Raw genomic sequence first — 13,907 nt, 5'->3', positions numbered from 1 at the left:
GCCCCCGATCGCGCGTGACGCCACGCGGTCTTGCGTCACTGCGCCGCCAGTCACTGAGCGGCCCACGCGTTGAAGCGCTCGGTCAGGTCCTCCAGATGCTCGGCCCAGAACTCGTTGCTGGTGGCCACCGCATTGGTGAGGTTGTTCGGCGCGGTGGGGAACTCGGCGACCCGCTCGGGCTCCAGCATCGCCATCGCCTTCTTGCTGGCCGGACCGTAGGGGATCAGCTTGGCCTGCGCCGCCAGCGCCTCCGGGCTCAGCATGTACTTCATCAGCGCCAGCGCCTCCTCCTTCTTCGGCGAGCCCTTGACGATGACGAAGTAGTCATAGGTGTAGATCTGGCCGTTCCAGATATGCGCCAGCGGCTGGCCCTGGTTGTGCGCGACCGTCACGCGCCCGTTATAGGCGGCGGTCAGGGCGACGTCGCCGCCCGCCAGCCACTGCTGCGGCTGCGCGCCCGAGGTCCACCACTGGATCGAGGACTTGATGGTGTCGAGCTTCTTGAAGGCGCGGTCGACGCCCTCCTTGGTCGAGAGCACCTTGTAGACGTCGTCCGCCTTCACCCCGTCGGCCATCAGCGCGATCTCGAGGGTGAGCTGCGGGCCCTGCCGCAGGCCGCGCTTGCCGGGATACTTCTTGAGGTCGAAGAAGTCGGCCCAGCTCGTGGGCGGGTTCTTGATCTTGTCGGAGTTGTAGGCGAGCACCGTGGCCCAGCTCGACCAGCCGACGCCGCAGGGCGAGCCGAGCGCGCTCGGCACGAAGTCGTCGGTGTCGATCAGCGACTTGACGTCGATGGTCTCGTAGAGACCCTCCTCGCAGCCGCGGTAGAGGTCCTGCCCCTCGACGTCGACCAGGTCCCAGGTGACGTTGCCCGAATCCACCATCAGCCGCATCTGCGAGATGCCGCCGTCATAGGCGGCCTCGGTGATCTTGATGCCGGTCTTCTTGGTGTAGGGCTGCAGCATCGCCTTGCTGACGCGCTCGCTGGAGGCGCCGCCAAAGCCGGTAAAGGTGAGATCGCGCGCCGACGCGCCGGTCGCGAGCACGCAGAGCATGCCGGCGCCGACCAGAAATTGCCACGTGCGGGTCTTCATCAGTCGTTCTCCTGTTGGGGCCGGGTGCCGGCAGCGGAAGCGGGCGCCGTCATGGCGCGGCAATGAACGGGGTCCCAGCGCACCCCGACCGGCTGGCCCGGAAGGAGCCGCTCGGGAACCTGCTGGATCGGCAGCTTGACCATCAGCGTCTCGCCGCCCAGCGCCGAGAGGCGCAGCCGGCAGTGGTCGCCGAGATAGGTGACGTCGATCACGCTCGCGGGCAGCGCGTCGGCCTCGCCCGGGGCGGCGAGCACCATGCGCTCGGGCCGGATCGACAGCTCCACCGCCGCGCCGGCGGCGAGCGTGCCGACGGGCGAGGCGACGATGTGCGCGCCTTCCAGCGCGACCCGGCACTTGTTCCCCTCGATCGTCTCGATCTTCCCGCACAGGCGGTTGTTCTCGCCGATGAACTGGGCGACGAACGGGGTCAGCGGCGCCTCGTAGAGCTCGCGCGGGCCGCCGATCTGCTCGATACGGCCATTGTTGAACACGGCCACCCGGTCCGACATGGCGAGCGCCTCGCCCTGGTCGTGCGTCACGTAGAGCACCGTCAGGCCGAGCCGGCGCTGCAGGTCCTTCATCTCCACCTGCATGTGCTCGCGAAGCTGCTTGTCGAGCGCGCCCAGCGGCTCGTCCATCAGCACCATCTCGGGCTCGAACACGAGCGCGCGGGCGAGCGCCACGCGCTGCTGCTGGCCGCCGGAGAGCTGGGTCGGCTTGCGGTCGGCGAAGGCGCCGAGCCGCACCATGTCGAGCGCCGCGCGCACCTTCTCGCCGGCCTGGGCCCGGCGGATGCCGCGCATGCGCAGCGGGTAGCCGACATTGTCCGCCACCGACAGATGCGGGAACAGCGCGTAGTTCTGGAACACCACGCCGAGATTGCGCCGGTAGGCCGGCACGTCGGCGAGGTCGCGGCCGTTGAGGTAGATCTGCCCCTCGCTCGGCTCGTCGAAGCCGGCGAGCATCATCAGCGTGGTGGTCTTGCCCGAGCCGGAAGGCCCCAGCAGCGTCAGGAACTCGCCGGGCATGATGTCGAGGCTGAGATCCCGCACCACCGGCGCGCCGCGCGTATAGGACTTCGACACGCGGTCATAACGGACGATGGGGATGGGCGGCATGGGCGGGGCCACGCTCCCGGGCGGTATCGACACGTGCAGCATCTCGTGAACCTGTTGAAACGGCGCCCAGTACTGCAGGCACCGTGCCAAGGTACGTATCGTCAGGCTCACGGCGTGGAAAAATCACGTATCGGCCGTTTTTACCTTTTGAGATCGGCTCTGGATAGATATAACTTAACTAGAATATACATTGGGCATATACAGGCGATTACTGAATATGCAGGTGCTAAGCATTTGAACAATGCGAGATCACCTCAAGGCTTAGCGGGCGCCTTGATATGGATCAAATGCCCCCGCCGGAATAAGTGCAACAAGATTGGCTGACGCTTTGTGCGGCAGGCGCCGTATACCGGCCCTGCCCGGCAGATTGCGTGCGCACCAATGCCGCCCGCATCCGCCCCGCGCGCGCCGCCGCGGCGGGTTATAGGGTCTTGCAGCAGACAAACACACGATTGGGCGCACCCGCACCCGGAAAAGCCTTGCGTCAGCATGAAGAAAGCGATCCCGGCGCGCGGATTCACCTTGGCCGCTTAGCGGATCACGCCACCCGCGCGACCCGCTTTGCCGCGCCCGCGGCGCGCCATCCGGCGGCACGGGGCTTGCACACCCGTCACGCGGGCGAGGCCGCCGCGCTTTGCCCGGCCGGTACCCCGTGATAGGTGAAGTCGCCCATGCGATACACGCTGCGTCAGCTCGAATATTTCATCGCCGCCGGCGAGACCGGCAGCATCACGCTGGCCTCGGAACGGGTGCACATCTCCCAGCCCTCGATCTCGACCGCGATCTCCCATCTCGAGCGCGAGCTCGGCGTGCAGCTCTTCGTGCGCCACCACGCGCAGGGGCTGTCGCTGACCGCGATCGGCCAGAACATGCTGGCCGAGGCCAAGCGCCTGATCGAGCAGGCGGAGGGCATGTACTCGCTGGCCTCGGAGGCCAGCACACAGGTGCGCGGGCAGATCAATGTCGGCTGCGTCGTCACGCTGGCGCCGCTGGTGATGCCGGAGCTCGCCCATTCCTTCGAGGCCGCCTATCCCGGCACCCGGCTGCACCAGGTCTCCTACGACCAGGAAAGCCTGATCGCCGCGCTGCGCCGCGCCGAGGTCGACATCGCCGTGTGCTACGACCTGCACCTGCCCGGCGAGATCGACTTCCTGCCGTTGGCCAGCATGCCGCCGCAGGCCTGGGTCGGCGAAACCCACCCGCTCGCCCGCCAGCCGGCCACCACGCTGGAGGAGCTGGCGCCGCTCCCCTACATCCTGCTCGACCTGCCCGGCAGCCGCGAATACTTCCTGGCGATGTTCATGAAGGAAGGGCTGACGCCCAACATCACCGCCCGCTCGGCGCATCAGGAGATCGTGCGCACCATGGTGGCGAACGGCTATGGCTACTCGCTCGCCAATGTGCGCCCGCGCTCGGACATGGCGCTCGACGGACGGCGGCTGATGCGCCTGCGCATCGCCGGCGACGTGCCCTCGCTTCGGCTCGGCCTCGCCACGCTGGCGAACTTCCGCAAGTCGCGCCTGGTCGACGCGTTCCAGAGCCACTGCCAGAACTTCATCAGCGACAGCTACATCCCCGGCATGGCCGCGCTCAGCACCGAGCGCCGCGTGCTGCGCAGCGTCTGACCGCCCTCAGCCGGCGGCGAACAGCAGCCGGCAGCGCTCGGCGAAGGCCTTCACCGCCGGCTTCGGGGCGTCGCCATGTCGCGTCACCAGCGCGATGTGGCTCGGCTCGGTCTCGTCGGTCAGCGGGCGCGCGGTCAGCGCCCGGCCCTCGTAGGAAAGCCCGGAGGCCGGCTTGGTGGCGAGCAGCGCGTAGCCGAGCCCGCGCCCGACCATGCCCCGCACCATCTCGAAGGAGGAGATGCGGAAGCGCACGTTCGGGCTCAGGTTCTGCTCGGTGAACAGCGACAGGAAATAGTCGCCGCTCGGCGGGGCGTCGAGCAGGATCAGCGGCTCGTCGACGAGATCGACCAGCGACACCGCCGCATGGTTCGCCAGCGGATGGCGCTCGGGCAGCAGCACGTAGGGCGAGAGCGCCGCCAGCCGCTCGATGTGGAAGCCCTTGCCGACCGCGATGTCGTAGACCAGCGCGACGTCGACGTCGCCGTTCCTCAGGCTGTCGAGCACGCGGCGCTGGTCGCCCTCGACCAGTTCCAGCGTCACGCCCCCTTCCTCGGCGGCGAGCGATTCGACGATGCCGGGAATGACATAGGGGCCGAAGGTGTGGAACGCGCCGAGCCGGAGCGTGGTCGCCGCGATCTCGCCGCGCGGGCGGATGTCGATCGGCGAGGCGGTGCCGTAGGCCCGCTTGGCGTAGATCAGCGGCGAGCCCTCATCGGCCGAGAAGATGGTGTCGACACTGCCGAACACCACGAGGTGGCTGCCGACCCGCTGGCTCGACATGACCCGGCACTCGAAGGTCACCAGCGAGTCGATCAGCCGCGGCGCCCCGGTCGCCCCGCGGCCCCAGTCGCCGCAGGAGAACTTGTCGCCGTCCTCGGTCTTCACCCGGCTGGCGAAGCACTCGGAAATATAGAACTGGTCGTCGCGCAGCACGTTCACGCAGAACACGCCGTTGTCGATGATCGCCTGGGCGGCGGCCGAGTTGCTGTTCACGCAGATCAGCAGGGTCGGGGTGGCGGTATCGGCGGAGACCGAGGTCATGGCCGAGACGGTGAGGCCGTAGCGGCCGGCCGGGCCGTCGGTGGTGACGATGTTGACGGTGCATGCCGCGAAGCTCATGCCGGCCAGGAACTGCTGACGCAGGGTCATATCTGGCATGTCGAAGCCAACATTCATCGAGGCATTCTCCCACCCGTATTGTCGTGCATGTCGTTAAGCGGCCGCTGTCTCCTGGCCTTTCGGAAATCTGTCCGCCTCTCGACAGGCAGAAGGCCCGGCAATGTCTTGCCCTGACGTCGACAAGATCGCTCGGGGCGACGCCGCCGGGCCCGGTAGCAGGTCACGCATTGCGGATCGCATGACGAGCACTATCGGGTAGCCCCGCCCCGCGCGGGTTCGCAAATTGGATTTTCGGAACTAACGACACGGAAATTGGGAAGCTTGCGCAGCGTATCACCGGCACGCCTCCAGCAAGCGGCCGCGCGGAAACACGCGCGCGGGAAGGCAGCAGGTCGGGCGCGGGGCGGAGTCGGCCAGCCTATGCAGAAGGCCGGATTATCGTAATTTACCCGTTCCGGGCCCGGCCCTTACCGTTGCCTGATATAGATTGGCGAATCCTTCAGCCGGCAAACTGAACACGCGGAGGCGGCGATGGCGGGCAGTGCGAACATGGTCCTCGGCCTCCTCGCCATGCCCAACGGCTCGCACTCCGCCTCCTGGCGGCTGCCGGGCGCGCAGGATGGCGGCGCGATCGACATCGGCTACCAGCGCCGCCTGGTGCAGCTCGCCGAGCGCGGCAAGCTCGACTTCTTCTTCCTTGCCGACTCGCCGAGCCTGCGCGTCGACAACATGGATGTGTGGAGCCGCGCGCCCGCCTACCAGAATATCCTCGAGCCGCTGACCCTGCTCTCCGCGCTCGCCGGCGCCACCACCCATATCGGCCTCGGCGCCACCGCTTCGACCAGCTTCTTCGAGCCCTACAACCTCGCCCGCCAGTTCGCCTCGCTGGACCACATCACCGGCGGCCGGGCGGCGTGGAACGTCGTCACCACCGCCAACGACTACGCGGCCCGCAATTTCGGTCTGCCCCGGCTCCCTCCGCACGAGCAGCGCTACGCCCGGGCGCGCGAATTCGTCGACGTCGTGTTCCGGCTCTGGGACACGTGGGAGGACGACGCCTTCGTCTACGACCACGCGGCCGGCCTGTCCTACCTGCCGGAGAAGTTCCACCCCACCCATCACGAGGGCGCCGTCTTCAAGGTCGATGGCGGGCTGAACATCGCCCGCCCGCCGCAGGGCCGGCCGGTCATCATCCAGGCCGGCGCATCCGAGACCGGCAAGGCGCTCGCCGCCGAGACCGCCGAGGTTGTGTTCGGGCCGAGCGGCGACATGGCGACCGCCATCGCCTTCTACCGCGACCTCAAGGGCCGCCTCCCCGCTTTCGGCCGCGAGCCGGATGCGCTGAAGATCCTCTCCGGCATCTCGGTCGTGCTGGGTGAGAGCGAGGCCCATGCCCGCGAGAAGCTGCAGAGCTGGCACGACCTCGTCCATCCCGACGTCGCCCGGATCCGGATCGGCCAGGATCTCGGCAACAGCCTGATGGACCTGCCGCTCGACGAGCCGGTGCCGGAGGATCGCATCATCGAGGGCGCCGGCCAGCACCGCGCCTATGCGCAGGAGATCGTCGCCATGGTCCGCGAGGGGCTGACGCTGCGCGAGATCTGCCGGCGCTACAATCGCAGCCGTGCGTTCCTGTGCGGGACGCCGTCCCAGGTCGCGGACCTGATGGAGGAATGGATCGGCGCCGGCGCCTGCGACGGCTTCATGCTGTCGCCGCTCTCGCTGCCGGCCTGCCTCGAGGAATTCGTCGCGCAGGTCATTCCCGAGCTGCAGCGGCGCGGGCTGTTCCGCACCGAATATGAAGGCCGCACGCTGCGCGAGCATCTCGGCCTGAAGCGCCCCGAAAACCGCTCCGTGCCGGCACTCGCCGACGCCTGAGGCACTGCCCCGAACCGAAGCAGGCCCCCGGCGCTCGCGGACAGCGCACTCGCAGGCAGGCAGGGTGCTAACGGCGAGCTGGATCTGGCGGCTCGACGCCGCCCGCCCGACCGGCCGCCACTGAGGGCGACGACCGCCGCGCGTCACTCCGCGACGGCGGCCACCCGCTTCGCGCCGACCGACCGGCCGGCGCCTTCGGGCACGGCGAGCCGCGCATGGGCGTCGGCGATCGGGCGCAGCCGCGCCAGCACCGCCTCTGGCGCCGGGCCGGTGCGCCCGGCCGCCACGTCGACATGCAGCAGCATCTGCTCGGCGCTCGCCACCTCGCGCTCCGCTCCCGAGCCGGCGAACAGACGGTGGAACAGGTGGATGCGCTTCTCGTCCATCGCGAGAATCTGGCAGGTCGTGCGCAGCGTCTCGCCGAGGTGCGCCTCGTCGAGATGGCGGATATGGGTCTCGACCGTGTAGTAGCTGTGCCCGGCCTCGACATAGGCGAGGTCGGCGCCGATCAGCCGCAGCAGGGCGTCGGTGGTGTCGCCGAACACCTGCAGGTAGCGGTGCTCGGTCATGTGGCCGTTATAGTCGATCCAGGCCGGCGAGACCCGGCACTCCAGCAGTTCGAGCGGGCCGGACGGGTCCGCCGCGGCCGGCGCCCGCGCCCCGGCGAGCAGCCGGCGCTCGAAACCGGCCAGCAGCGCGCCGCCCCCCCAGCCGGCCCCGCCATGGCCCGCCTTCAGCGCCTGCAGGATGCCGACCAGGTTCTCATCGCGGATGCGCTCCAGCTCGCGGATCGAAAGCCCGCCCGCCTGCGCGTCCGACTGCGCGCCGATCTTCTCCACCAGCGCGTCGTCGAGCTCGACCACGTCGGTCAATCTGGTCCACGGCCATTTCAGGCAGGGGCCGAACTGGGCGAGGAAGTGGCGCATGCCGGCCTCCCCGCCGGCGATGCGGTAGGTCTGGAACAGGCCCATCTGCGCCCAGCGCAGGCCGAACGAGTAGCGGATCACGTCGTCCAGAGTCTCGACGTCGCAGATGTCGTCCTTGACCAGCCACAGCGCCTCGCGCCACAGCGCCTCCAGCAGCCGGTCGCCGACGAAGGCCTCGATCTCGCGGGCGATGACCACGCCCTTCATGCCGATCGCGTCCAGCACCGCCTTCGCCCGCTCGATCGTGTCCGGCGCCGTCGCCCGGCCGCCGACGATCTCGGCCAGCGGCAGCAGGTAGACCGGGTTGTAGGGATGGGCGACGAACAGCCTTTCGGGATGGCCCAGCCCCGCCTGAAGATCGGAGGGGAGTAGCCCGGAGGTGGAGGAGCCGATCAGCGCCCCCGCCGGCGCCGCGGCGTCGATCTGCGCCAGCACGGAACGCTTGAGGTCGAGCCGCTCGGGCACGCTCTCCTGCACCCATTCGGCATCCTTCACCGCCTCATCGAGGCTGGCGCAGAAGGCGAGCCGCCCGCGGGGGGGCAACGGCGCCTGCGTCAGCAGCCCATAGGCGCGCTCGGCATTGGCGATCACCTCGCCGACGATGCGCTGCGCCTCCGGGTGCGGGTCGAACACCGTCACGTCGATGCCGGCCAGCAGGAAGCGGGCAATCCAGCCGCCGCCGATGACGCCGCCGCCGATGCAGGCGGCGCGGGAGATGGGTGCCAGTCGCGTCATGTCCGCCTCCTCAGCGCTTCACCAGCTTCAGCTTCTCGCGCACCTCGGCGGGGCCGATGAGGCGCGCGCCCATGCCCGTCACCACGCCCGCCGCCTTCTCCACCAGCTGCGCGTTGGTGGCGAGCTGGCCCTTGCCGGCATAGAGGTTGTCCTCCAGCCCGACCCGGACATTGCCGCCCGCCAGCACCGCGGCGGCGGGATAGGCGAGCGCGTTGCGCCCGATCGAGAACGCCGAGAAGGTCCAACCCGCCGGCAGGTTGTTGACCATCGCCATATAGGTGTTGAGATCGTCCGGCGCGCCCCAGGGAATGCCCATGCAGAGCTGGATCAGCACCGGTTCCTCGATCAGTCCTTCCTCGACGAGCTGGCGGGCGAACCACAGATGGCCGGTGTCGAACGCCTCGATCTCCGGGCGCACGCCGAGCGCCGTCATCTGTCGCGCCATCTCGCGCAGCATGGACGGCGTGTTGGTCATGACATAGTCGCCGAGATTGAAGTTCATCGTGCCGCAGTCGAGCGTGCAGATCTCCGGCAGGCATTCGGCGACATGGGCGACGCGCTCGGTGGCGCCGGCCATGTCGGTGCCTGCCGCATTGACCGGGAACGGTGCCTCCACCCCGCCGAAGACGAGGTCCCCGCCCATGCCGGCGGTGAGGTTCAGCACCACGTCGACATCGGCCGAGCGGATGCGGTCGGTCACCTCGCGGTAGAGCTCGGGCCGGCGCGAGACGGCGCCGGTCTCGGGGTCGCGCACATGGCAGTGCACCACCGCAGCGCCGGCCTTCGCCGCGTCGATCGCGCTCTCGGCGATCTCTTTCGGCGTCACCGGCACGTGGGGCGAGCGCCCGGCCGTGTCGCCCGCGCCGGTGACGGCGCAGGTGATGAAGACATCGCGGTTCATGGACAGGGGCATGGCGTGGCTCCGGGCTGGCCCGCGCGGTGCGGGACGGGAGAAGCTTGACGGCAAAGCCGAACCGTGACGCAACTGTTTGCGCATCGGATTTGACACTTCGCGAAGCCATGATCTTCACCCATTCCGACGAGCCGTTGGACGTCACCCTGCTGCTGTTCCCGGGCTTGTCGCTGCTCTCGCTGGCGGCGACGCTCGACCCGATGCGCGGCGCCAACCGGGTGCTCGGGCGCACGGCCTATCGCTGGAAGCTGGTGTCGATGGACGGCACGATGCCGATGGCGAGCTGCGGCCTGCCGATCCCGGTCGAGGGCGCGTTCGACCCGGCGGCGCGGCAGGACGCGCTGATCGTGAGCGCCGCCTTCGAGGCCGCGACCTACGCCACCCCGCGCATCCTCAAGGCGCTGCGCGCCGGCGCCGCCCGCTCGCGCATCGTCGGCGGCATCGAATCCGGGCCATGGCTGATGGGCTTCGCCGGCCTGCTCGACGGGCGCCGCGCCACCACCCACTGGGAGGACCTGGAAGACTTCGCCGCCCGCTTCCCCCATGTCGACGTGCAGCCGGACCGCTTCGTGGTCGACGAGCCGGTGTTCACCACCGGCGGCGCGACGCCGGCGCTCGACTGCATGCTGTCGCTGATCCGCGCCCGCAACGGCTATTCCGCCGCGCTCGACGTCGCCAGCCTCTACATCTACGAGGAGATGGGGACCGGCTCGGACGTCCAGCCCATCGTCTCGCTCGGCCGCATTCGCTGGCACGAGCCGCGGGTGGCGGAGGCGATCCGCATCATGGAAACCCATATCGACCGGCCGGTGACGGTCGCCGCCATCGCCCGGCGGGTCGGCATCTCGACCCGGGCGCTGGAGACGCTGTTCCTCAAGACCGTCGACGCCTCGCCCGGCGCGTACTACGTCGCGCTGCGGCTGAACGCGGCGCGGCGGCTGGTGCTCGACACCAGCCTTCCCATCGCCGACATCGCCGAGCGCACCGGCTTTTCCGCCATCGCCTCGCTCTCGCGCGCCTATCGGCGCCAATTCGGCACCCCGCCTTCCGCGGCGCGCCGCGCGCGGCTCTAGCCGGCCGGCTCAGAGCTGGCCCGCCACAGCAGCCTTGTCGATGACCGACCAGACCCTGCGGATGCGCCCGGCGTCGAACTCATAGAAAACGTTCTCGGTGAAGGTGACGCGCCGGCCGTTGACGGGAAGACCGAACAGCAGGCCGGCCGGCGTGCAGTCGAAATCGAGGCGGCAGGCGATGCGCGGCGGGTCGCACATCAGGAGCCCGATCGAAAAGCGCAGGTCGGGGATCGCCCGGAAGTCCTCTTCCAGCATGGCACGATAGCCGGCGAGGCCGATGCCCGCGCCGTTATACTCCACCGCCTCGTCGACGAAGGTGCCGAGCCGGTCGAGCTCCCGCGCGTTGAGGCAGGCGATATAGCCGCGATAGGTCGCGCACAGTTCGTCGCGGGTCATGGCACCTCCCGGCTCGGGCATGGCATGAGGGTCCCACCGCTCGCGGACCCCTTCCGACAACGCACATCCGGCGGACGCGGGTCCGCCGGATGGTGCTTTGAAGATAGCCCGCAGGCGCCTCGGCGGAGCGGTCGCCTCCCCGGGGCGGCCTACAGGCCGAGCCCGCTCTTCACCGCCGGCAGGCCGGGCTTGCCGTCGAGCGAGGTGACGCCGTCGAGCCACTTGTCGAGAATGGCCGGGTTCTCCTTGATCCAGGCCCGCACCGCCGCTTCCGGCTGCATGCCCTTGTCGAGGATGTCGCTCATCAGCCGGTCCTCCATCGCCACGTCGAAGACGAGGTTGGTGAGGAAGCGGCCGACATTCGGGCACTCCTTCGCATAGCCCGGCCGGGTGAGGGTGAGCACGGTGGCGCCGCCGTCATTGGGGCCGAACACGTCGTGGCCGTCGCTGAGATAGGCGATCGGCAGGTTGACGTTCATCGGGTGCGGGCGCCAGCCGAAGAACACCACCGGCTCCTTCTGGCGGATCTTCTGCGCCACCTGGGCCAGCATGCCCTGCTCGCTCGATTCGACGAGGTCGAAGCCCTTCAGCTCGAAGTCGTTGGCGGCGATCATCTTGGAGATGGTGGCGTTCGCCCCGCTCCCCGCCTCGATGCCGTAGATCTTGCCGTCGAGCTTGTCCTTGAACTTCGCGATGTCGGCATAGGTCTTCAGCCCGGCACCATAGGCGTCCTTGGAGGTGGCGAAGCCGATCCGCGCACCTTCGAGATTGGTCGCGACCACCTCGATCTTGCCGGCCTTGACCAGCGGCACCTGGCTCGGCTCCTGCAGCGGCATCCAGTTGCCGAGGAAGACGTCGCGGTCGCCGTTCTCCAGCGACTTGAAGGTGATGGCGACCGACAGGATGGAGACTTCCGGCTTGTAGCCGAGCCCGTCCAGCACCTGGCGGGCGATCTCGGTGGTGGCCGTGATATCGGTCCAGCCGACGTCGGAGAAGCGGGGCCTGGCGCACGCGGCCGGGTCGCTGGCGAAGGCCGGCGACGCGATGAGCGCGGCGGACAAGCTGAGGCAGGCAACGAGACTGCGTGAAATCATTGCTGTTCCCCATGTTGGCGATCATGCCGCAGGCGGCATCGCAAGGGAAAGCCTACGCCGGTCGCCCGGCGCTGATTGATCGGTTCCGAAGGACGGATAACCGAATGCGTAGTCCGAGCCCGGCCTCTTCCCGCAGCGCGGGCACGCCGGACCCGCCTCCGGACGGCACCCGGGTAGCGTCGCGGCGGAGGAGGAAGTCGCTCAGCGGTTGCGGACCATCGGCTCGCGGCAGCGATAGCCGACGAAGCACTGCTTCATGTCCGAGGTCTGTATCCAGACCGGGAAGGTGGTCTCCGCCAGCCCGCAATAGCGCTGGTCCGACACGTAGCGGTCATAGATGTTCGGCCCGGTGGCCATCACCACCGCGCCCTTCTGGCGGACCATGTCGAAGGCGGCGGCGCAGCTCAGGTCGAGCGAGTTCGGCATCGACTGGGCGAGCGCCGGCGACGCGGCGAGGGGGAACGCGAGGGCGAACAGGACGGCACGCATGATGAGCCTCGGCACGCTAGGTGGGCGCCCGCTCCATCGGCGGCGGACGTATGATCATACTACGCGCGTGGGGGAGGAGCGGATCACATTGCGCGGATGCGCGGGAACAGGCGCACAGGTGCAGGCGTGGCCGCACGAGGGCGCGGCGGCATCGGGCGGGGATGCGCGGGCGTGAAGGCGCGGACGGGCGGCTGACGAGGACAGGTGCCGCGCCGGCGGGCGGCCGGAAGCTCAGCGGATGAATTCGATCGTGTCGAGCGCGATGAGCTGGTTGCCCTGATAGTTGTTGTCGTGCAGCCGGCACAGCATGAATCGGTCGGCGACCTCGATCGGGCCGTAGGCGGTGACCGTGTCGCCGCTGCGCAGCTTGATCGTCAGCGCGTGCTTACTGCTGTCCTTCGCCACTTCCTGGATCAGATCGCAGATCGTGCGCGTGCTGGTGCAGATGTTCATGGCATTTTCCCTCCCGTTTCGGCCCTTCGGACCAGCCCCTATTCGGCTCGCCCTTGCTGACGTCGTCAACCGTCAACATTTTCCGGCCTCAACGCGCCATGGAGTATCCGGTTCCTTACCGATCCGGCGCCGGCTTTTTGCCGGCCATCTGCCCCGGGGTCACTACCCCGCGACGCGGCGCGCCCGGCGCCGGCGCAGCACGGCGATGCTCACCAGCGCCACCACGATGATCGCCATCGAGAACACCGTGGTCAGCGTGCCGAGCGCATAGAGCACCGGCGTGGTGACGTTGGTGGTCATGCCGTAGATCTCGAGCGGCAGCGTGTTGAACGAGCCCGAGGTCATCAGCGTGCGCGCGAACTCGTCATAGGAGAGGGTGAAGCCGAACAGGCCGACGCCGATCAGGCTCGGCAGGATGATCGGCAGCACCACATGCGCGAAGGTCTGCCACGGCGAGGCGCCGAGGTCCCGCGCCGCCTCCTCATAGGCCGGGTTGAAGCGGTTGAAGACCGCGAACATGATCAGCAGGCCGAAGGGCAGTGTCCAGGTGAGGTGCGCGCCGAAGCCGGAGGAGTACCAGGCCGGCTCCAGCCCGGCCACGTTGAAGGCGAGGCCGATGCCGAGCGAGATCAGGATCGAGGGCACGATCAGGCTGGCGATGGTGAGGTAGAACAGCGGCCCCGCGCCGAGGAAGCGGCGGCGGAAGGCGAGCCCCGCCAGGAGCGAGACCACCACCGTGGTCGCCATGGTCATCAGGCCGAGCATCAGCGAGCGCGAGAAGGCGCCGCCGAAATCGCCCACCGCCTGCTGCTCGAACAGCAGGTTCTCAAACCAGCGCAGCGAGCTGCCGTTCATCGGGAAGGTCAGGCCCCCGTTCGGGCCCTGGAACGAGAGGATGAAGATCGTCGTCAGCGGCCCGTAGAGGAACAGCACGAACAGCACGAAGAAGGCGGTGAGCACGTAGAAGCCGGGGCCGCGCCGCTCGGAATTCATC

General features: G+C 68.8%; 13 protein-coding genes. 3 read left to right on the top strand and 10 right to left on the bottom strand.

Going from position 1 to position 13,907, the window contains the following annotated elements:
* Positions 1–50: 50 nt before the first annotated feature.
* Positions 51–1,094, bottom strand: a complete 1,044-nt coding sequence (locus NVS83_RS12200; RefSeq protein WP_258739537.1) for an ABC transporter substrate-binding protein — start codon at positions 1,092–1,094, stop codon at positions 51–53.
* Complete coding sequence (locus NVS83_RS12195) at positions 1,094–2,254, bottom strand: ABC transporter ATP-binding protein (protein ID WP_374115057.1); 1,161 nt, start codon at positions 2,252–2,254, stop codon at positions 1,094–1,096. Before NVS83_RS12195 ends, NVS83_RS12200 begins: the two co-directional genes overlap by 1 nt.
* Before the next feature lie 629 nt (positions 2,255–2,883).
* On the opposite strand from NVS83_RS12195, the gene NVS83_RS12190 reads away from it, so the two are divergent.
* Complete coding sequence (locus tag NVS83_RS12190) at positions 2,884–3,837, top strand: LysR family transcriptional regulator (protein WP_258739535.1); 954 nt, start codon at positions 2,884–2,886, stop codon at positions 3,835–3,837.
* 6 nt (positions 3,838–3,843) lie between these two features.
* Here NVS83_RS12190 and NVS83_RS12185 read toward each other — a convergent pair whose 3' ends face one another.
* Complete coding sequence (locus NVS83_RS12185; protein WP_258739534.1) at positions 3,844–4,986, bottom strand: LysR substrate-binding domain-containing protein; 1,143 nt, start codon at positions 4,984–4,986, stop codon at positions 3,844–3,846.
* Between the two features lie 501 nt (positions 4,987–5,487).
* On the opposite strand from NVS83_RS12185, the gene NVS83_RS12180 reads away from it, so the two are divergent.
* Positions 5,488–6,834, top strand: a complete 1,347-nt coding sequence (locus NVS83_RS12180) for an LLM class flavin-dependent oxidoreductase (protein WP_258739533.1) — start codon at positions 5,488–5,490, stop codon at positions 6,832–6,834.
* Positions 6,835–6,977: 143 nt separating this feature from the next.
* Here NVS83_RS12180 and NVS83_RS12175 read toward each other — a convergent pair whose 3' ends face one another.
* Entirely contained in the window at positions 6,978–8,495 is a 1,518-nt protein-coding gene (locus tag NVS83_RS12175) for a carnitine 3-dehydrogenase (protein WP_258739532.1), read from the bottom strand.
* Positions 8,496–8,505: 10 nt separating this feature from the next.
* The gene (bcoG, locus tag NVS83_RS12170) at positions 8,506–9,408 is read right to left on the bottom strand and encodes a 3-dehydrocarnitine:acetyl-CoA trimethylamine transferase BcoG (RefSeq protein ID WP_258739531.1); all 903 of its coding nucleotides are present in this window, start codon (positions 9,406–9,408) and stop codon (positions 8,506–8,508) included.
* 107 nt (positions 9,409–9,515) lie between these two features.
* On the opposite strand from bcoG, the gene NVS83_RS12165 reads away from it, so the two are divergent.
* Positions 9,516–10,481 (top strand): GlxA family transcriptional regulator, encoded by a 966-nt coding sequence (locus NVS83_RS12165; RefSeq protein ID WP_258739759.1) that lies wholly within the window; start codon positions 9,516–9,518, stop codon positions 10,479–10,481.
* Between the two features lie 9 nt (positions 10,482–10,490).
* Here NVS83_RS12165 and NVS83_RS12160 read toward each other — a convergent pair whose 3' ends face one another.
* The 5 genes from NVS83_RS12160 to NVS83_RS12140 form a co-directional block, all read right to left on the bottom strand.
* The gene (locus NVS83_RS12160) at positions 10,491–10,877 is read right to left on the bottom strand and encodes an ester cyclase (protein WP_258739530.1); all 387 of its coding nucleotides are present in this window, start codon (positions 10,875–10,877) and stop codon (positions 10,491–10,493) included.
* Positions 10,878–11,026: 149 nt separating this feature from the next.
* The gene (gene choX / locus NVS83_RS12155) at positions 11,027–11,971 is read right to left on the bottom strand and encodes a choline ABC transporter substrate-binding protein (RefSeq protein ID WP_258739529.1); all 945 of its coding nucleotides are present in this window, start codon (positions 11,969–11,971) and stop codon (positions 11,027–11,029) included.
* A 201-nt stretch (positions 11,972–12,172) separates the two neighbouring features.
* On the bottom strand, positions 12,173–12,460 hold the full coding sequence (locus tag NVS83_RS12150) for a hypothetical protein (RefSeq protein WP_258732631.1): 288 nt from the start codon (positions 12,458–12,460) through the stop codon (positions 12,173–12,175).
* A 231-nt stretch (positions 12,461–12,691) separates the two neighbouring features.
* Positions 12,692–12,913 (bottom strand): hypothetical protein, encoded by a 222-nt coding sequence (locus NVS83_RS12145; RefSeq protein WP_258732630.1) that lies wholly within the window; start codon positions 12,911–12,913, stop codon positions 12,692–12,694.
* A 162-nt stretch (positions 12,914–13,075) separates the two neighbouring features.
* Positions 13,076–13,906 (bottom strand): ABC transporter permease, encoded by an 831-nt coding sequence (locus NVS83_RS12140; RefSeq protein WP_258739528.1) that lies wholly within the window; start codon positions 13,904–13,906, stop codon positions 13,076–13,078.
* Position 13,907: the final 1 nt, after the last annotated feature.

The organism is Ancylobacter mangrovi (assembly GCF_024752335.1).
Classification (GTDB): Bacteria; Pseudomonadota; Alphaproteobacteria; order Rhizobiales; family Xanthobacteraceae; genus Ancylobacter; species Ancylobacter mangrovi.
Note: the sequence above shows the minus strand (reverse complement) of the source record. Positions and strands in the feature narration are given on the sequence as shown.